Below are 18089 nucleotides of genomic sequence, written 5' to 3'. Positions count from 1 at the left end.
GCGACGGGCGGCCCGAGCGCGGGGAGGGCCATCGTGCCGCGTCCACCGGTTCTCGCGGTCGTCCGGCAACGGCCCGACCCGGGAGCATGCGGGCGGGCGGTCGTCCCTAGGCTGGCGGCATGGCACTGCTGCACCGGGCGACCCTGCGCCCCTCGAAGCTCGACCTGCTGGCGACCTGGCTGCCCGCTCGACCGTGGTACCGGGGGCCGGCCGGCGCCGACGTGGTGACCCTGGGCGCCTACCGCTTCGACGACCCCGCTGGCGCGGTCGGCATCGAGACGATCCTGGTCGGCGCCGGCGACGGGCCGGTCCACCAGGTCCCGCTCACCTACCGCGCCGCGCCGCTCGACGGCGCCGACGACTGGCTCGTCGGCACCACCGAGCACTCGGTGCTCGGCCCGCGCTGGGTGTACGACGGCTGCGCGGACCCGGTGTACGCGACGGCGCTGGCCGACGCGATCCTCGCCGGCACCGGTCAGGCGGAGCAGTACTTCGAGGTCGACGGCCGACGCGAGCTGCGTGAGCCGAACATGACGATCCTCGGCAGTGGTGCCGCGCCGCTTCCGGTCGACGCCGCGGTACCGGTGGTCGATGAGGACGCCTCGCTGATCGTCACCGATTCCGTCGAGTTGGTCGTCGTACGTCGGCCCGGCGCCGGCGCGGTCGATGCCGCCGTGGCGGTCCTCAGTGGCAGCTGGAACGGCCAGCCGACGACCGTGCCGCTGGCGTACGCCCGAGCGCGCTGACGCCACGGCGGGCCGGCAGGGCGTTACGGTCGTGGTGTGATTACCGTCGCCGACGTGCGGGCCCTCGCCCGGACGCTGCCCCGCAGCAGCGAGCATCTGATCCGGGATCGGGTGAAGTTCCGGGTCGGGTCCATCGTGTACGTCGCGTTCTCCCGTGACGAGGCGACGATGGGCTTCGGGTTCCCCAAGCAGGAGCGGGCCGGGCTGGTCGCCGCCGAGCCGGATCTGTTCTTCCTGCCCGGCGAGTCGGACCTGCGCTTTCACTGGGTGTGCTGCCACACCGCCCGGCTGGAGCACGGGTACATGACCGAGCTGGTCACCGAGGCGTGGCGGATGGTGGTGCCGAAGTTCCTGGCCCGGCAGCGGCTGGGCGGCTGACAGGCGGCGAACTACGACGACGGGGGCCTGGTAGCGGGCCCCCGTCGCGTTTCACCACCGAGTCGGTGGGGGTGGCGGCGATACGGGCGGTCGGTCGTCGCAGGTGATGGTGTTCGGCAACAGCCACGGGGCCAACCAGCCGCCGTCGTTGCCGCCGAGGTCGGTCAGCGCGAACTCCGAGCCGGCCGGGGTGAAGTGGAACGACCCGCAGTTGTTGACGCCGACCGCACCCACGTTGCGGGCGTCCACGTTGGCGAACGAGGCCGAGCCGGAAGAGCGGGCGCTGACCACGGAGGTGCCGGTGCCGTCGACCCGGACGTTCCGGAAGTGCACGTTGGTGATCGAGTAGAGGTCCTTCACCGGCCAGTCGCTGACCACCATGATCGCGTTGTAGGTGTTGTCGAGGTATGCGTCGCCGACCACCTCGATGGCCGCGTCGATGCTCCGGTCCAGGGCGAAGATCCAGATCGCGCCCAACCCGATGTTCCAGTTCAGCTCGTACGTGCCGGCGCGGGCGGTGGTGTTGTTGGTGATCCGCAGGTGACCGGTGAACGGCTCCGCGCCGAAGCGCGAACCGGCGTGGATGCCGCTGCCCTCGCGCACCGGATCGGCGATGAGGTTGTGCGAGACGGTGTTGTCCCTGCCGCCGTAGATGGCGATGCCGTTGGCCAACGTCGGCGACTGCACGGTGTTGTGGTCGAACGTGTTCCGCGCGTTGGCCGTCGTCTCCGACCACATCGCCAGGCCGTCGTCGCCGGTGTTGCGGACGAAGTTGTGGGCGACGAGCGAGTTCGTGACGCCGGTGTGGAAGTTGAGCGCGTCCGCGATCTGGTCGACGATGATGTTGTTGGTGACGCGGACGTTCGTCATCGGCCCGTCGAACCACAGGCCCACCTTGGTGTGGTGCAGGTAGAGCCCGTCGATGGTCGAGTCACTCATCGCCCCACCGATCGCGTTGACCTGGTCGGTGTCGATGCGTTCCCGCACGTCCCCCTCGATGGCGAAGCCGGAGAGGTGGACGTTGCGGCTGCCGCCGTCAGCGGCGTCGCGGCCGTAGAAGCCGACGCCGGTGTGCACCGAGCCGTCCGGGGCCGGCGTCGGCAGGGCGACCTCGCGGCCCTTGATGATGGTGTACCAGCTGCCGGCGCCCTCGATGGTCACGTCGTCGACGGTGATGTGCCGGTTGACCTGGTAGGTGCCCGGCGGGATGTACACCTTCAGGTGGGCCCGCCGGGCGAAGGCGATGGCCCGGTCCAGGGCGGCGGCGGAGTCCCGCCGGCCGGTGGGGTCGGCGCCGAAGGCCAGCACGTTCGCGGCGAGAAGCCGGACGTGCGGCGGCGCGACCAGTTCGGAGTCGAGCAGGTCGATGACGGTCCAGGCGGCCGCGCTGCCGGGTGGCGCGGTGAGCCGGACCCGGTCGCCGGCCCGGTAGGTGCGCCCGAGCAGGCGCCGCTGCTCGTCGTAGAAGTGGGTGGGCCGGAACGGCGTGCTGATGGTCGGGTACGGCGTGGTGGCCGACGGCACGCACGAGCACTCGGTGATCCACCAGTCCGGGTTCAGCAGCCCGGCCTGGGGGTCGTTGGAGAACGGGTACTGGTTGTAGAGCCATGAGTACTGCGAGGTCAGCGTCATGCTGCGGACGTGCTTGCCGTTGACCGCGACGCCCAGCGGGGCGGTGATCCCGCCGCCGCGCGGCGCGTCCGGGATGCTGTACCGCACGGTGATCGCGTTGGCCGCGCTGGGCAGGGCGAACTCGACGTACTCCCCGGGGGTGAGCCGCACCGCCCGGCGGCCGGAGGCCTCCGCGGGCAGCGTGTAGGCGGACCGGTCGGGGCCGATGATCTCGCCGTTGGTGTGGGCGTTCTCCGCCTCCTGCTCGAGAAAGCCGACGTTCGCGCCGCGCCCGGCGACCAGCGCCGGGTCGAGGGCGGCCCGGGTGACCACCGGCTGCACGCCGGATGCTCGGGTGGCGGCTGCGGCGGGCCCACCGCCCAGCAGTGCGAGGGCGGTCACGGCCACGACCGCGCCCGCGGTCAGTGGCCGGTGGGGGCGTCGCCGCGCCGGGATCGTGCTCCGGGACATGGACTCTCCTCTGTGGTCCGCGGGCGCTCTCACCGGCGCTCAGCATCGACCGCCATGATGCCAGTGGCGTGCGTCACGTTGCAAGAGGAAGATGAAAACATGAAAAGTGACGACCGAGAAGCAGAAAGAAACCGACAACACGCTTCAATGCGCGCCGTCGGCCAGCTCCACCGGAGCGGCTCCCGACGGGCGTAGGCTGAACCGCGTGGATCAAGAAGACCGGATCGCCCTGTTCCTCGACTACGAGAACCTCGCGCTGGGGGCTCGCGACAACCGCGGCGGCATGGCCTTCGACTTCCGGCCCATCGCCGACGCCCTGGCCGAGCGGGGGCGCGTGGTGGTGCGCCGGGCGTACGCCGACTGGTCCTACTTCGACGAGGACCGCCGGATGCTCACCCGGTCCCATGTCGAGCTGATCGAGATCCCGCAGCGGATGGGCGCCTCCCGCAAGAACGCGGCCGACATCAAGATGGCCGTGGATGCCATCGAGCTGGCCTTCGAACGCGACTACATCTCCACCTTCGTGATCTGTAGCGGCGACAGCGACTTCACCCCGCTGGTGCACAAGCTCCGCGAGCTGAACAAGCGGGTCATCGGCGTCGGCGTCGAGGGGTCCACGTCAGCGCTGCTCCCGCCGGCGTGCGACGAGTTCCTCTACTACGACCGGCTGGAGGGTGTGGACATCCCGCCGACCCACGGCCGGCGTGGCCGTCCGGTGCGGCAGCCGGGCCCGGAGCTGCGTGCACCCGAGCCGGAGCGGGAGCAGGAGCCGGAGGAGGAGCGGCAGCCGACGGGGGAGGAGCCCGGCCGGGACGTGGACGCCCTCGCCGTGCTGGTGGCCCAGACGGTGGCCGGGCTCCAGGGCAGCGCCAGCGGCGAGGTGACCGCCTCCCGGCTCAAGCGCACCCTGCTGCGCAAGGACCCGACGTTCAGCGAGTCCGACTACGGGTTCCGCACCTTCGGCGAGTTGCTGCGTCACCTCGCCGCGCAGAGCGTGATCGAGCTGGCCGAGGGCCCCGCGAAGGGCGACCCGGAGGTCTCGTTGCCGGAGCATGGCGATCGTGAGGTGGCCTTCGGTCTGCTCCGTGGCGTTGTGGCGGACCTGGGCAGCGCGGGCAACCCGGTCGCCCTGTCCGGGCTGAAGAACCAGCTGCGCCGGGCCCGGCCCGACTTCAGCGAGAAGAAGCTCGGCTACCGCAGCTTCCTCCAGTTCTGCAAGGCCGCCGCCACCGGCGGTGTGGTCGACCTGCGCTGGAGTCCCGAAGCGGACGACTACCTGCTCACCGCGCAGGGGTGAGTGCCAGCCGGCTCCCTGGCCGGCATGCCCGAAGGCGCCTCGTCCCGGTTCTGATCCGCTGCTCAGGACGGGAGAAGTGCCGCGGCGGCTCCTCCATGTCTCGAGTTGACCCGAACTGCGCCCGAATCGCGGCTCTTGTCACGCTCTGAGCCCACCTGCGCCGTACCCCTTGCCGGGGAATTGCTATACGGTCGGCGAATGATGGTGGAGGAACACTGGTGGAACGGTGACACGACCCCGCGCGGGCGCCGGGACGTGTACATCCGTACTGACGGGCAGGGTTGGGAGGTCCGCGCCCAGATCGGTGGGGCGTCGGGTCGTGAGCGGGTGCAGCAGTGCCCCAGCCGGGCCTCGGCGGCCATCCTCGCCGACGCCTGGCGCGGCACCCACCCTTCCTGGCGCGAACTGACGCGCTGATCCGGCACCGGGCCGGGCCGGCAACGCTCCAGGGCTCCAGCCCGGCGCGGTCACCGGCCGGCCCGGCGCACGGCTCACCCGGCGGCGGCCGGAGACGGGGTCACGTCAGCCGGTCACTGCGCGTCGCTTCGACGAAGGTGCGCCACTGCTCGGGGCGGAACCGCAGTGCGGGGCCGGTCGCGTCCTTGCTGTCCCGAACGCCGATGACATCGGGCAGGTTGTCCGCCACCTCGACACAGTTGCCTTGAGCGCTGCTCCGGATGCTCTTGCGCCAAGCGGCGCCGGTCAGATCAACCATCGTGTCTCTCCTTGATGTCCTGCACGAGCTTGCGGGATTCCTGCACGCTCAGCGCCTCTGACGTGAGCGTCTTCCAGACCTCGGCGTACGCGCGGACCTCTTCGATCCGGTCGAGGTACAGAGCTCCCGACAGTCCCTCGCTGTAGACCGTCGTGGGCTCTGCGGACCTGGCACCGGTGGTGGGGAAGTCCAGGATGACGAAATTCCCTGCCACCGCCACCTGACTCAGCCTGCTGCCGAGCGGCAGAAGCCTGATGGACACGTTGGACGCGTTGCCGGCCTCGATGAGCCGATCTAGCTGCCCAGCCATGCCGGGAACGGCGCGGTGTAGTAGTGCCTCCTCAAGAATGACGTCCAACGTGGGCGCGGCCGGGCGCTTCCTGACCAGGATTCGCTGACGCTCGGTCCGCAGTTCCACCAGCTTGGCCACCTCGTCGTCCGAGGTTTCTGGTCGAGTCCGTCCTACCTCAGCCGCGTACTCCGGCGTCTGCAACAGGCCGGGTACCAGGGCATGTTCATAGGTTCGTATCCGGCTGGCCGCTGACTCCAGCCCCACGTACAGCTCGAACCACCTCGGGATGATCTCGCTGTAGGCGTGATACCAGCCCTTGCTTTTGGACTCGCTGGCCAGGCTCACGAGGACTTCGGTCATGTCCGCGGCGGCGCCGTAGAGGCGGCACATCTGGTCGACGTCCAGCGCCCGCACGGGGGTCTGCCCGGACTCGATGCGGTACATCTTGGCGCGGGACCACTCAAGGTCGGACGCAGCCGCCTCCAGCCCGATGCCTGCCTGCTCTCTGGTCTGGCGCAGCAGCCGGCCGAGCTGCCGCCGCGGCACCGTCGAACCAGCCTCGGTCATTCGCGCCGTCCTCTCCGTCTCGTCTTGACACGTCATCCGGCGTCGATTGGGACGCCACACGCATCATCACCCGAAACGTGCCGTGCGTAGTGAACATCTCACGGCGAGTGTTGCAGGAGGATTCACCGGCCCGGGATCGTGACAGGTATCAGGGCTGGTGGACGGGCCTCTACTGGCCGATCGAGCCCTCTCAGCCGGACGACCAGGAGGGGATGACGATGATTGAGCAGTACCGGCCCGAGCCGCCGTTCCTCGTGATCATGGCCGGTTACGTGATCGACCTCCATCACCGCAACGTCTGCCGCCTGTGCCGGCCTGACGGGACGTGCCCGAAGCTCGCCGAGGCCGCCGAACGCCTGACAGCCTGGCGGCAACGGACGATCAGATGAGGCTCCATGCGGCCGACCTCGTGCTGGTTGACCGGTCCGCGAGCCCGCAGTTCGTGGTGCCCATCAGATTCCGGCTGATCCGGGTCCTGGACCGCACCACCACCTACGACGGCTGGGCGTGGCTCGACGGGTACCAGGTGAACCGGACCGGCCAGGCGTTCGCCCGTCGGGAGATCTACGTGCAGCCGGAGAATCTCCGCAAGCTCACGGACCCGGCCGCGGTCGGCCGTTCGTCCCTGATCGGCGGCTGAGCCCAGATCCTCTCGATCGCCTGATGCTGTGTAGTCGTCGACGGGTCGATGCGACTACTCACCTGATCAAGCGGTTCCGTGCGATTCCGTGTCCCCCGCGTCAGGCGGGGTACACCGGGGCGGCCGGTTCGCGCGTGATGGAGGTCGCCCATGTCGCAGGGTCCCGACGAGGAGAACCTGAGGATCGAGGAGGAGGCGCGGGAGGCCGAGCACCGGCTGGCCGCGCTCGGCGACCGGTCCGAGGACGCGCTGACCGACGAGGAGGCCCGGGTGTCGGATAACGCCCGCACCGAGCAGGACGCCGGCTAGGGCCGGCCCGAGCAGAACGCCGGCAGAGAAGCCGGCCCGAGCCGGGCCGGCCCCTCTCGACGGCAGGGGTCAGGCGGCCTGGTCCTTCGGGACCGGGAGCACCACGCCCTCGGCAGCCGACCGGTGCGCCAGCTCGATCAACTCGACGGTGGCGACCGAGTCCCGCGGATCCACCGGCATCGGGGTGCCGTCCCGCAGCGCCGCGGCCACCTGCTGGTAGAAGCTCTGGTACGAGCCGGGCTCGGTGGGCACCGGCCGCAGGTCACCGTCGACGCCGAGCAGGCCGTACCGCTCCGGCGGAACCTCGCCCCAGCCCGGCTGGTCCGGCCGGCCACCGTCGTGCAGCGCCGCTTCCTGCACGTCCAGCCCGTACGTCGTGTAGCCGGCCCGGTCACCGAGCACCCGCAGCCGGGGCCCGAGCTGAGCGGTGATCGCGCCCATCCAGAGGTGCGAGTGCACCCCGTTGGCGTGGGTCAACGCCACGAACGCGTCGTCGTCGACCGCGGCGCCCTCGCGGCGGCGGTCGACCTCGGCGTAGACGCGGTCGACGGCACCGAAGAGCTGTACGGCCTGGTCGATGAGGTGGGCGCCGAGGTCGAAGAGGGCGCCTCCGGCCTCCTCGGGGCCGGCAAGCTCCCGCCAGCCCGGCTTGATGGTCGGGCGGAACCGCTCGAACCGGGACTCGAAGCGGAGCACCCGCCCCAACTCGCCCTGCTCCACGAGGCGGCGTGCGGTCAGGAAGTCGCCGTCCCACCGGCGGTTCTGGAACACCGTCAGCGGCACTCCCCGGCGGTCGGCGTCCTCGACCAGCGCCCGACTGTCGGCGGCGGTGGGTGCCAGCGGCTTGTCGACGACGACCGGCAGGCCGGCCGCCACCGCCGCCCGGGCCATCGGCACGTGCAGCCGGTTCGGCGTCGCCACCACGACCAGGTCCAGCGCGTCGGGCGTACGCCACAACTCGTCGGCGTCGTCGACCAGGCGGGCGTCCGGGTGGTGCTGCCGGGCCTGCTCACGCTTCTGCGGATCGCGGGTCATGATGGCGTCCAGCCGCAGCCCGGGCGTCGCGGCGATCAGCGGTGCGTGGAACACCCGGCCCGCCAGCCCGTACCCCAGCAGACCGACCCGCAGCGCCTCCGCCATGCCGTGCTCCCGTCTCCCGGTCCGCGCCCTGGTGGCGGCGGTCCCGGTGATCGAATCTACGCCCCGGTCGGCCCGGTCCGGCCCGCGCCCGGCGCTGCTCAGCTGGCCGGGTCGGCGCGCAGGTAGGTGAGCACCGCGAGCACCCGGCGGTTGGTGTCGTCGCTGGGCGGCAGGTCGAGCTTCAGCAGGATGTTGCCGACGTGCTTGCCGACCGCCGCCTCCGTGACGTGCAGCCGGGCGGCGATCGACGCGTTGGACCGGCCCTCGGCCAGCAGCGCCAGCACCTCACGTTCCCGGGCGGAGAGCGCGGCGAGCGGGTCACGCGGGCGGTGCAGCAGCTGCCGGACGACGTCCGGGTCGATGGCGGTGCCGCCGGCCGTGACCCGGTGCAGCGTGTCGACGAACTCGGCGACCTCGGCCACCCGGTCCTTGAGCAGGTAACCCACCCGCTGGCCGTCGCCGCTGTCCAGCAGCGCCGCGGCGTACCCGGTCTGCACGTACTGGCTCAGGACCACGACCGGGAGCTGGGGTCGCTCGGCGCGCAACGCCACGGCGGCCCGCAACCCGTCGTCTCGCCGGCCGGGCGGCATCCGGATGTCGGTCAGCACCAGGTCCGGCCGGTGCGTGCGGGCCGCGTCCAGCAGCTCCGGAGCCGAGCCGACGGCGGCACACACCGTGAAGTCGAATCGGGTGAGCAGCCCGACCAGCCCCTCGCGCAGCAGCACCTCGTCCTCGGCGAGCACCACCCGGGTCAAGGACGACATGGCAGCTCCACCCGGACCAGGGTAGGCCCGCCGGGTGGGCTGGAGAGCAGCAGCCGGCCGTCGGCGGCGGCGACCCGGTCGGCGAGGCCGGTCAGGCCGGTGCCCCGGGTGGGGTCGGCGCCGCCGCGGCCGTCGTCGGACACCTCGACGACGAGGTCTCCGCCGGTCCGGGCGAGGCGTACCTCGGCGCGGGTCGCCCGGGCGTGCCGCGCCACGTTGCCCAGCGCCTCCGACACCACGAAGTAGGCGGTGGTCTCGACGATCTCCGGTAGCTCGCCGTCGAGATCGGCCCGTACGGTGACCGCGACGGTGGTCGCGTCGGCCAGCTCGCGTGCCGCACCGGCGAGACCGAGGTCGGTGAGGCTCTGCGGCCGGATGCCGTGCACCAACTGCCGGAGCATCACCATCAGGCCCCGGGCCTGGTCGTGCGCGACGGCCAGGGGCCGGGCCGCGGGGGAGTCCTCGGGCACGTCCAGCCGGGCCAGGCCCAGCTGGAGGGTGAGGCTGGTCAACCGGGGTTGGGCGCCGTCGTGCAGGTCGCGCTCGATCCGCCGCCGTTCGGCCTCGTACGCGCCGACCAGCCGGGTCCGGGACCGGGCGACCTCGCGAAGCGCCGCCGCGTCGACCGGCCAAGCCAGCGCCCATCGGGTCACGGCGGCCTGGGCGGCGGCGAGCAGCCCGGCCGCGTACCAGAGCACCGGGATGAGGAGCACACCCACGATCGCGTACGGGACCGCCTCGCCGGGGCTGTCCACCGTGCGCCAGATGACGACGGGCTGGTTGGCGTCACCGGCCAGCCAGGGGCTGGTGACCATCCCGAGGTCGAGCAGCACCACCAGCAGCAGCACCCAGTACGCGATCGGCACGAACCCGCCCAGCCAGAACAGGTACGCCACCTCCCGCCACCCGGCGGCGGTGCGGTAGCGGGCGGCCAGGCCCGGCCACGGCGACGCGGGCAGCGGGCGGCCGTCCACGAGGCCGAGCCGCCATCGCTCGACGGCGGCCACCGGGAAGCTCACAAGCGGCGCCAGCGTCAGCAGGACGAGGCTGCCGACCGTCAGGAACAGCAGGAGCGGGACCTCCGGCGGCCGGCCCTGCAGTCGTACGCCGTTGACGGCTGCCAGCAGGGGCGCGACGACGACGAGCAGCCCGACGGCGAGCACACCGGCGACCGGCACGGTGCTGACCAGGTAGACCAGCGCGCGCCAGGGCCAGGCGGAGACCAGCCAGCCGCGGCGGCGCAGCGCCTCGGCCAGGTGGCAGGGGTGTTCCGGGGTCATGACGCAGACGCTAATCGCCGCGCCCGGGTCGACCCAGCCGTCCAGATCCACTCCTGGGGTATGCCCAGCCCTACCGTCGCCGCCCGGACCGAGGCGGGCTGCGACGGGGTGTGGTGTGGCCGGAAACGGGAAGAACGCGCCGTCGCGCGATCCGCGTGACGTGTGCTGGCGGTGGCTGGAGAGACATGGGTGCCAGAACCTTCGTGGTGGTCGGCGCTACCAGCGGGCTCGGCCTCGCGGTGGCCCGGCTGCTGGTCGACGAGCACCGGGTGGTGGTGCTCGGTGACGTCGCGGCCGAGATCGCCACGGTGACCGACGAGCTGGGCTGCGCCGGGGCGGTGTGTGACGTCTCCTCCCACGAGCAGGTTCGCGACACGTTCGCCGAGGTTGTCGAGCGTTACGGCACGATCGACGGGGTGGCGGCCTGTGCGTCGATGTGGGCGGGTGGCGACCTGGCGGACCTCTCCGTGGAGCACATCCGGCGGGCCGTGGAGATCAACGTTCTGGGCGTCACGTACGTACTCCGGGAGGCGTTGCAGCACCTGCACCGGCAGGGCCACGGGAACATCGTGTACATCGGCGCGATGGCGGTGACGTCCCCCCGGCCCGGCATCCCGGTCTACCGGGCGACCAAGAGCTACGGCAGCAGCCTGGTCGAGTCGCTGGCCGAGGCCCAGCACAGCAACCAGATCAAGGTGATGCAGCTGCATCCCGGGCCGATGCCGACCCGGCTGCAGGAACGGGTCGGCGCCGAGTTCCTGGACGAGGTGTACGCCCGTCCCGATCAGGTCGCCACCGAAGTCGTCCGGCTGCTGCTGCTCGAACCCGGCGATCTCTACGTCTCGGGAGAGCGCGTGCTGCGCGCGGACGGGCGGTGGTGACGGCGGCGGCCGGACCCGCCGACCGTCCGACCTCGGTGTGGGCGCCCCTGCGGACCGCCGTCTACCGCAACCTGTGGCTGGCTCTGCTCGCCGCCAACATCGGCACCTGGATGCAGACGGTCGGCGCGCAGTGGCTGCTGATCCACCACTCCAACGCCTCCACCCTGGTCGCCCTGGTCCAGACCGCGAGCCTGCTGCCGGTGCTGCTGCTGGCACTGCCCGCCGGCGTGCTGGCCGACAACTTCGACCGCCGGCACCTGCTGATCGCCGTACAGCTGTTCCTGGTGGTGGTGGCGGTGGCGTTGACCCTGCTCACCGTCACCGACCGGATGCCGCCCGCGCTGCTGCTCACCCTCACGTTCGCGTTCGGGGTCGGGCAGGCGCTCACCCTGCCGGCCTGGGCGGCGGTGATCCCGGAGCTGGTGCCGCAGGACCAGCTCCGGGCGGCCTCCGCGCTCGGTTCGATCAGCGTGAACATGGCGCGGGCGGTCGGGCCGGCGGTGGCCGGCGTGTTGATCGCCCAGACCGGCGTCGCCCCGGTCTTCGCGCTCAACGCCATCGCGTTTCTGATCTTCACGTACGCGTTGGCGCGCTGGAAACCGGGCAACGCCCGCGCGGTCGAGGTGCCCGAGCGGTTCACCGCGGCGCTGCGTGCCGGCAGCCGCTACGTACGGCACTCGCCGACTGTCCGCCGGTTGCTGCGCCGCGCGCTGGTCTTCGTGATCCCGGCCAGCGCACTGTGGGCGCTGCTTCCGCTGGTGGCCAACCGCCGACTCGGGCTGGGTTCCGGTGGGTACGGTCTGCTGCTGGCAGCCCTCGGGGTGGGAGCCATCGCGGGTGGCGTGCTGCTGGCTGTGATCCGGACCCGGCTGTCGGCCAACCAGTTGCTGTTCATCGCCGGGGTGCTGTTCACCGCCGCGCTGACGGTGGTCGGCACGGTGCGGGTGGTGCCGCTGGTGCTCATCGCCCTGCTGCCCGCCGGGTTGGCCTGGGTGACGGTGCTGGCCAACGTCAACGCCGAGATGCAGGTCTTCCTGCCGAGCTGGGTGCGAGCCCGAGGGTTGGCCGTCTACCAGATCTTCTTCGCCGGCGGGCAGGCGGTGGGCGCGTTCGTCTGGGGTCTGGTGGCCGACCTGGCCGGGCTGGTGGCGGCCTTCGTCGCCGCGGCGGTGTTCATGCTGGTCGGCACCGTGACCAGTCGGGTCTGGCCGCTGCCGGACCTGCCGACGGTGAACCGGGATCCGGCCAGCTACTGGCCCCAGCTGCACCTGGCGCACGACCCGGACCCCCGGGTCGGGCCGGTGCTGGTGATCGTGGAGTACACCGTCCGGCCGGAGCGGACACAGCCGTTCCTGGCGGCGATGGATCTGGTGCGCGGCGCCCGCCAGCGGACCGGCGCGATGCGTTGGGGGCTGTTCCGGCCGGCCGAGACCACGGACCGGTTCGTCGAGGTGTACATGGTGCCGTCCTGGGGCGAGCACCTGCGTCAGCACGGCGGCCGGTTGACGAGCGAGGACCGCGAGGCCGAGGAGCGGGCCCGGGAGCTGACCGACGGCGAACCGGAGGTGCGTCACCTGGTGCCGGCCGCAGCCGGCCCGACGCTGACCGACGACCGGCAGGCGCTCTGACGTTGGCAGCGGTCGGCAGGTGGCGTACGACGTACGGCCGCGTTGCTAGGATGGCCGCACCATGGCGAGTGAGCGCAAGGCGACCGCGGATCCGGCCCGCAGCCTGGCCATCCTGTGGCGCACCGGCGAGCCGACCAGCCGCAGCGCGGGGCCGGGGCTCAGTGTCGACCGGATCGTCCGGGCCGCCGTCGCCATCGCGGACGCCGAGGGCCTCGACGCGCTGACCATGCGCCGGGTCGCCGAGGCGCTGGGCGTCGGCACGATGTCCGTCTACACCTACGTGCCGGGCAAGGCCGAACTCGTCGACGTCATGATCGACACCGTGTACGGCGAGATGCCCCGCGCCGCCGTCGCCGGCGACTGGCGGGCCCGGCTGGAGCGGATCGCCCGGGACAATCTCGCCCTCTACCGGCGACACCTCTGGATGCTGCGGGCCGAGACGACCCGACCCGTGCTCGGCCCCCACCTGGTGGGCAAGTACGACCACGAGCTGAGCGCCGTCGCCGACATCGGGCTGACCGACGTGGAGATGGACGCGGTGCTCACCCTCGTCCTCGGGCACGTGAAGAGTGCCGCGCGCGCCGCGTCCGAGGTGGTCGACCTGGAGCGGGAGACCGGCATGACCGACGGCCAGTGGTGGCAGTCGCACGCGCCCTTCCTGGAGAGGGTCATGACGGCCGGCAGCTACCCGACCGCCGCCCGGGTCGGCACCGCGGCGGGCCAGCAGCACGGCGCCGCGTACGGGCCGGAGTACGCCTTCGAGTTCGGCCTGCAAAGGGTCCTGGACGGCATCTCGGTGGTGGTCGGCGAGCGGGCGGCCGGCTGACCCAGGCAGCCCGACCCGCCGCGACAGACGGACTGGCGGGCCCGGGAAACCGACCCGGCTCCGGCCCTGCGGGTGGTACGACTGGAGGCGGCGACACCGGGGGCCTGGAAGGATGGCGATGGCGAACGGGCTTCCGGGGCGGCGGCACGACGACGTCGTGGAGTTGCGGGTGCATGGCGTCTCCGGGGCGGGACCGGAGCGGGTGCTCGACCAGGCACACGTGCGGCAGGTCGCCGGTGACCGCAGTGGCGGGTTCCACCGTCGGGCCCCCCAGGCCGACGACACCGACCCGGACGGGGTCACGCTGGAGGCGTACCGGTGGGGCGATCTGCCCTCGGGCACCGTGGCCCGGACGCTCTCCCTGGTCTTCCTGCTGCCGTTCATGCTCAGCAACCTGGCGGTCTGGATGAGGCCGACGGGTCGGTGGAGCGGCCCCGGCGTCACCGTCCTGTGCCGGCTCGTCGCGCTCGACCTCACGGTGCTCTACGTGCTGTCGACGGCCGGTGTCGCGCTCGACCTGCTCGCTTGGCGCTGTCTCGGCATGGCCCGCTGCCCGGCGGGGCGTGGAGGGCTCGCCGGGCTCGACGACTGGTCGATCGGGCAGCGACTGGCGGTGCTGGCTCTGCTGCCGATTGCCGCCGTCGGACTTCTCCGGCTGCTCGGCGCCCGTCGGCGCCGTCCCGTCGACAACTCGCTGTGGGCCGTCGAGCCACTCGTCGGACGGCTGCGGGCGACCCACGTCGCCGCCGCGCTCGCCGTGGTCGACCTGGTGCTGCTCGTCGCCCGGTCGGCCGGCGGCCGGACGACCGCGACGACCGTGCTGCTCGCGCTCACCGGGGCGGTGCTGCTCGCCTCCGTCGTTCTGCTCGGCGTGCCGGGGCTGGTGGACGGCTCGGCGACCGCCCTGCCCGCCGGCCGGGTCGCCGGCGCGCTGCGCCTGGTGGCGTACGGCCTGAGCGTGGCCACCCTCGCCATCGTGGCCCTGGATTCGCGGGGCTGGCCGTCGTCGACCGGGCTGCCGGGGTACGGGCGGATCCTCGGCTCGGTGTCGCTCGTCCAGATGTCGCTGCTCGTGGCGCTGGGCGGGCTGGTGCTGTGGGACCACGGTCGAGGGGTCCCTCGCGGCGCACCGCGGCACGGGCTGGGCGCGGCGGTCATCGCGGCCATCGCGGTCGGCCTGGCCGGAGCGTTCTCCGCAGCCCTGGTCTACTGGGCCGGGAACTTGCTTGGCGGCATCGCCGGTCAGCCGCTGGCGTACAACTGGACCATCCTGGCCTTCTTCCTGCACGTCGTTGCGGCGGTGGTGCTGTGTGGTGCGATGACGCTGCTCTCGCGTGGCCGCCGGTGGCGTGCCGCGGCGACGATCACCGCCCGGGACTTCCCGACGGCACCGCCGGGAGCAGCCGATTATCTACACAGGGTGACGAAGATGATTGCCCGGGCCCGCTTCACCGAGTGGCTGGGGCTGCTCGCCGCGACCTATGCGGCGCTGGCGGTCATCGGTCTGACCACCAGCCTGCTGGGACAGTTCCGGCTCGAACCGGACCAGCTGGGGCGGGAGCTCCTCGGGCTGCCAGCCGGGTCCGTCGGCGTCGGCCTCGCCGTGGGCAGCTACTTCGTCGCCGCCCTGCTGCTCGCCCTGCTTTTGGGCGGGCTGTTCGCGTACCGGACGGCGTGGTTCCGCCGGTACGTCGGGGTGCTGTGGGACCTGGGCACGTTCTGGCCCCGGGCCGCCCACCCGTTCGCGCCCGCGAGCTACGCCGACCGCGCGGTGCCCGAGCTGGTCGACCGGATCACCCAGCTCACGCAGCGGCACGCCGGGGTGGTGCTCTGCGGGCACAGCCACGGCTCCGCGCTGCTGGCCCTCGCGGTGCTGCGGCTCCCGCCGGGCGTGCGTCAGCGGGTCGCGCTGCTCACCTACGGGTCCCCGCTGGACCGCCTGTACGCCCGGCTGTTCCCGGCGTACCTGAGCGAGGAGGTGCTGCGCCAGGTGGGGGAGCGGGTCGGGTGGCGGTGGTTGAACCTGTGGCGGGACACCGACCCGATCGGTGGCTGGATCTTCGCCGCGCACCGGCCCGGCGATCCGCCGCTCGACGTGACCAACCCCGCCACGCGGGTCGATCGGCGGCTGCGGGATCCTCGGGACCTGCCGGCGCGGCCAGGGGAGCGCCGGGCGCCGCCGCTGCGGGGGCACCACCCGGGCGAGTCCGACCCCGAGTTCCGGGCAGCGGTGCGCGAACTCGCCGGTCGACTACGCGACCAGGACGGTGACTGAGCGGTCGCCGATGGATCCGGGCCGTTCGGGGTCGGCCCTCACCGGTCCTCCGGCAGCCGTTCGGACTCCGCGACCACGGCACGGACCTTGCGCAGGGTGGCGTCGGGGGAGCGGATCGCGGCACGCCACCGGTCCAGCGTCCGGGTGAGCACCCGGACCACGAACTGCAACTGGTTGACCTGCTCGCGCAGCACCCCAGCTCCGACCGGGCGCTCAGCGCCTCCTCCTCCAGCTCGGTGATCCGGGTCTGTAGTGGCTGTACCAGGGTGAGGGCGGCCTCGGTGAGGGTGTCGGCGGCGTCGGCCTTGAACTTGCCCCGCTGCACCACGACGGTGGCGATGGCGACCAGGCCGGTGCTTCCGCCGAGGATGCCGAACACGCTGAGCGCCACCTGCAGCCACGGGGGTGCGTCGGGCGCCGGTGTGGAGATCACGTGACACCGCCTTCTGCCGGTTCGACAGCGACGCACTGGCTGGCCTGGGCCAGCCGGCGCAGGTCGATGGCGATCTGAGCGGCCCGCCACAGCGACCCGACGGCGAGCGCGGTGATGAACGACGCCGCGGCGATGGCCTGCCGGCCCGACACGACCAGCAGCGCCATCGTGTACATGCCGCTGATGGTGCCGAACACCACGACCGACGCGAGCTCGATGCCGAGCCCGGTGGCGAGCCGGCCGGGCCACAGGATGCCCAGCAGGCCTCCGACGCCGACCAGGACCAGACCGAGCTCCCAACCGATCTGGATCGGGACCGGCATGGCCATCCGGACCGAGGTCGGCCGGCCCCCGAGCAGGAGCAGCAGAACACCGCAGACGGGAGCCATGGCCAGGGCGGCCACCTCGAAGGGTTGGTGCCGGGGCCGGATACGCAGGTACCCCACGGCGACTCCTTGGTCGATAACCGTCGTCAACCACCAGCGGCCGTTGGGTGCCGGTGGATCGATGGTGACCGCGCTGCGGTCCGTGCGGCGAAGCCCGACGGTGGTGAGGGTGCGTGTGGACGGTCGATGGTCGAGGAGGTGAGCGACTCGCCGTCGTTGGCTGGCCGATATCTGCCTGTGTAGCACCGATGAACCGCTGGCGTCCACTTTGTGTAACGTCATATATCCGCAGGTCAGAGCCCATTTCGGTGGCTGTCGGCCCGGGTGGCGCGGTGCGGGCCCCCGGTCGACCGGGCCATGTCGACGAGTGACGATAAGTGTCGAATATCTTACGTTCCGTCACATGGCTGCGGTCGACCCGTCGCTACCGTGCGAGCAGCGCGCGTAGCGCCCGGACCACCTCCGCGGGCGCCTCCTCGGCCATGAAGTGCCCGCAGGTGACGGTCTGGTGTGACAGGTTCGGCGCCCAGGCCCGCCACAAGCCGGCCGCGTCGTAGCCGAGCGCCGCGCCCCAGTCCTGCTGCAGCACCGTCACCGGCATCCGCAGCCGGTTGCCGGCCGCCCGGTCGGCGGTGTCGTGGGCGACGTCGATCCCGGCGGACGCCCGGTAGTCGGCGACGATCGAGGTGACCGCGGCCCGGGACGCGCCCAGGTACGCGGCCCGCACGTCCGCCGGCAGGGCCCCGGGATCGCGGGTCCAGGCGTCCAGGAAGTGGCCGAAGAAGGCGTCCGGGCTGCCGCCGATCAGCTCCTCCGGCAGGCCGGGCGGCTGCGCCATCAGATACAGGTGGAAGGCGACGGCGGCGGTGGCGCCGTGCAGCACGTCCCACATGTCCAGGGTGGGCAGCACGTCGAGCAGGGCCAGCTGGCTGACCGCGTCCGGATGGTCGAGACCGGCGCGGAACGCGACCAGGGCGCCCCGGTCGTGCCCGGCCAGCGCGAAACGCTCGTGGCCGAGCGCCCGGGCCAGCGCCACGATGTCGGCGGCCATGGTGCGTTTGGCGTACCCGCTGCCGTCGACGTCGACGGGTTTGTCGCTGTCGCCGTAGCCGCGCAGGTCCGGGCAGATGACCGTGTGGTCGGCGGCCAGGTCGGCCGCGACGTGCCGCCACATCAGGTGGGTCTGCGGGAAACCGTGCAGCAGCACGATCGCGGGCCCGGAGCCGCCCACGGCGACGTTGAGCGTGACGCCCTCGGCGACGTTGACCCGCCGGTAGTCGAATCCGTTGATCCTCAGGTCCACGGTGAACCTCTCTGGTGAGCAGGGGCCGGCGGGGGCGGTGGCCCGACGCCGTCGTACCTGGTCGAGCCTGCCCCCGGGTGATCAGCAGGCGGTCAGCGGCGAATCAGTGCCGACAGGCCGGGGCCGGCCGGGTCGACCCACCTAGAT

The 18089-nt window shown here is 72.2% G+C and carries 20 protein-coding genes; 11 read left to right on the top strand and 9 right to left on the bottom strand.

From position 1 onward, the window contains the following. The first annotated feature begins 119 nt into the window (after nucleotides 1-119). A complete protein-coding gene (locus ABZU69_RS21045) occupies nucleotides 120-746 on the top strand; it encodes a hypothetical protein (protein WP_354966019.1) in 627 nt (208 codons plus the stop codon). A gap of 36 nt (nucleotides 747-782) precedes the next feature. Next, entirely contained in the window at nucleotides 783-1124 is a 342-nt protein-coding gene (locus ABZU69_RS21040; RefSeq protein WP_089016864.1) for a hypothetical protein, read from the top strand. A gap of 51 nt (nucleotides 1125-1175) precedes the next feature. Here the strand turns inward: ABZU69_RS21040 and ABZU69_RS21035 are convergent, their stop codons facing one another. After that, on the bottom strand, nucleotides 1176-3206 hold the full coding sequence (locus ABZU69_RS21035) for a glycosyl hydrolase family 28-related protein (RefSeq protein ID WP_354966018.1): 2031 nt from the start codon (nucleotides 3204-3206) through the stop codon (nucleotides 1176-1178). 205 nt (nucleotides 3207-3411) lie between these two features. Here ABZU69_RS21035 and ABZU69_RS21030 point away from each other — a divergent pair, with 205 nt between their 5' ends. Next, entirely contained in the window at nucleotides 3412-4503 is a 1092-nt protein-coding gene (locus tag ABZU69_RS21030; RefSeq protein ID WP_354966017.1) for a PIN domain-containing protein, read from the top strand. A gap of 198 nt (nucleotides 4504-4701) precedes the next feature. Next, complete coding sequence (locus tag ABZU69_RS21025; protein WP_074318338.1) at nucleotides 4702-4920, top strand: hypothetical protein; 219 nt, start codon at nucleotides 4702-4704, stop codon at nucleotides 4918-4920. A gap of 100 nt (nucleotides 4921-5020) precedes the next feature. On the opposite strand, the gene ABZU69_RS21020 is transcribed toward ABZU69_RS21025, so the two are convergent. Then, entirely contained in the window at nucleotides 5021-5218 is a 198-nt protein-coding gene (locus ABZU69_RS21020) for a DUF397 domain-containing protein (RefSeq protein WP_354966016.1), read from the bottom strand. Continuing rightward, nucleotides 5211-6077, bottom strand: a complete 867-nt coding sequence (locus tag ABZU69_RS21015; RefSeq protein ID WP_354966015.1) for a helix-turn-helix transcriptional regulator — start codon at nucleotides 6075-6077, stop codon at nucleotides 5211-5213. Before ABZU69_RS21015 ends, ABZU69_RS21020 begins: the two co-directional genes overlap by 8 nt. 212 nt (nucleotides 6078-6289) lie before the next feature. Between ABZU69_RS21015 and ABZU69_RS21010 the strand changes: the two genes are divergently transcribed. The 3 genes from ABZU69_RS21010 (at nucleotide 6290) to ABZU69_RS21000 (ending at nucleotide 7026) form a co-directional block, all read left to right on the top strand. Beyond that, the gene (locus ABZU69_RS21010; protein ID WP_354966014.1) at nucleotides 6290-6466 is read left to right on the top strand and encodes a hypothetical protein; all 177 of its coding nucleotides are present in this window, start codon (nucleotides 6290-6292) and stop codon (nucleotides 6464-6466) included. Beyond that, entirely contained in the window at nucleotides 6463-6717 is a 255-nt protein-coding gene (locus tag ABZU69_RS21005; RefSeq protein WP_354966013.1) for a hypothetical protein, read from the top strand. Before ABZU69_RS21010 ends, ABZU69_RS21005 begins: the two co-directional genes overlap by 4 nt. 150 nt (nucleotides 6718-6867) lie before the next feature. Next, nucleotides 6868-7026, top strand: a complete 159-nt coding sequence (locus ABZU69_RS21000) for a hypothetical protein (RefSeq protein WP_354966012.1) — start codon at nucleotides 6868-6870, stop codon at nucleotides 7024-7026. 69 nt (nucleotides 7027-7095) lie between these two features. Here the strand turns inward: ABZU69_RS21000 and ABZU69_RS20995 are convergent, their stop codons facing one another. The 3 genes from ABZU69_RS20995 to ABZU69_RS20985 all read right to left on the bottom strand — a co-directional run bounded on the left by ABZU69_RS20995 (nucleotide 7096) and on the right by ABZU69_RS20985 (nucleotide 10210). After that, entirely contained in the window at nucleotides 7096-8166 is a 1071-nt protein-coding gene (locus ABZU69_RS20995; protein ID WP_354966011.1) for a Gfo/Idh/MocA family oxidoreductase, read from the bottom strand. 98 nt (nucleotides 8167-8264) lie between these two features. Further along, a complete protein-coding gene (locus tag ABZU69_RS20990; protein WP_354966010.1) occupies nucleotides 8265-8930 on the bottom strand; it encodes a response regulator transcription factor in 666 nt (221 codons plus the stop codon). Continuing rightward, nucleotides 8918-10210 carry a sensor domain-containing protein gene (locus ABZU69_RS20985; protein ID WP_354966009.1) on the bottom strand — a complete coding sequence of 431 codons (1293 nt, stop codon included), beginning with the start codon at nucleotides 10208-10210 and terminating at the stop codon, nucleotides 8918-8920. The genes ABZU69_RS20990 and ABZU69_RS20985 overlap by 13 nt, the downstream gene beginning before the upstream one ends. 185 nt (nucleotides 10211-10395) lie before the next feature. Here ABZU69_RS20985 and ABZU69_RS20980 point away from each other — a divergent pair, with 185 nt between their 5' ends. The 4 genes from ABZU69_RS20980 (at nucleotide 10396) to ABZU69_RS20965 (ending at nucleotide 15820) form a co-directional block, all read left to right on the top strand. After that, a complete protein-coding gene (locus ABZU69_RS20980; RefSeq protein WP_354966008.1) occupies nucleotides 10396-11091 on the top strand; it encodes an SDR family oxidoreductase in 696 nt (231 codons plus the stop codon). Next, nucleotides 11085-12719 carry an MFS transporter gene (locus tag ABZU69_RS20975; protein WP_354966007.1) on the top strand — a complete coding sequence of 545 codons (1635 nt, stop codon included), beginning with the start codon at nucleotides 11085-11087 and terminating at the stop codon, nucleotides 12717-12719. Before ABZU69_RS20980 ends, ABZU69_RS20975 begins: the two co-directional genes overlap by 7 nt. A 61-nt stretch (nucleotides 12720-12780) precedes the next feature. After that, a complete protein-coding gene (locus tag ABZU69_RS20970) occupies nucleotides 12781-13545 on the top strand; it encodes a TetR/AcrR family transcriptional regulator (protein ID WP_354966006.1) in 765 nt (254 codons plus the stop codon). Between the two features lie 118 nt (nucleotides 13546-13663). Beyond that, nucleotides 13664-15820 (top strand): hypothetical protein, encoded by a 2157-nt coding sequence (locus ABZU69_RS20965; RefSeq protein ID WP_354966005.1) that lies wholly within the window; start codon nucleotides 13664-13666, stop codon nucleotides 15818-15820. Nucleotides 15821-15858: 38 nt separating this feature from the next. Here the strand turns inward: ABZU69_RS20965 and ABZU69_RS20960 are convergent, their stop codons facing one another. The 3 genes from ABZU69_RS20960 to ABZU69_RS20950 form a co-directional block, all read right to left on the bottom strand. Beyond that, entirely contained in the window at nucleotides 15859-16014 is a 156-nt protein-coding gene (locus ABZU69_RS20960; protein WP_354966004.1) for a hypothetical protein, read from the bottom strand. Nucleotides 16015-16249: 235 nt separating this feature from the next. Beyond that, nucleotides 16250-16699: a hypothetical protein gene (locus ABZU69_RS20955; protein ID WP_354966003.1), complete on the bottom strand. Its 450-nt coding sequence runs from the start codon at nucleotides 16697-16699 to the stop codon at nucleotides 16250-16252. A gap of 364 nt (nucleotides 16700-17063) precedes the next feature. Beyond that, a complete protein-coding gene (locus tag ABZU69_RS20950) occupies nucleotides 17064-17942 on the bottom strand; it encodes an alpha/beta hydrolase (protein ID WP_354966002.1) in 879 nt (292 codons plus the stop codon). Nucleotides 17943-18089 lie beyond the last annotated feature (147 nt).

The organism is Micromonospora sp. NPDC005206, assembly GCF_040608175.1.
Taxonomy (GTDB): Bacteria; Actinomycetota; Actinomycetes; order Mycobacteriales; family Micromonosporaceae; genus Micromonospora.
This window is presented reverse-complemented; position numbering and strand designations above follow the sequence as displayed.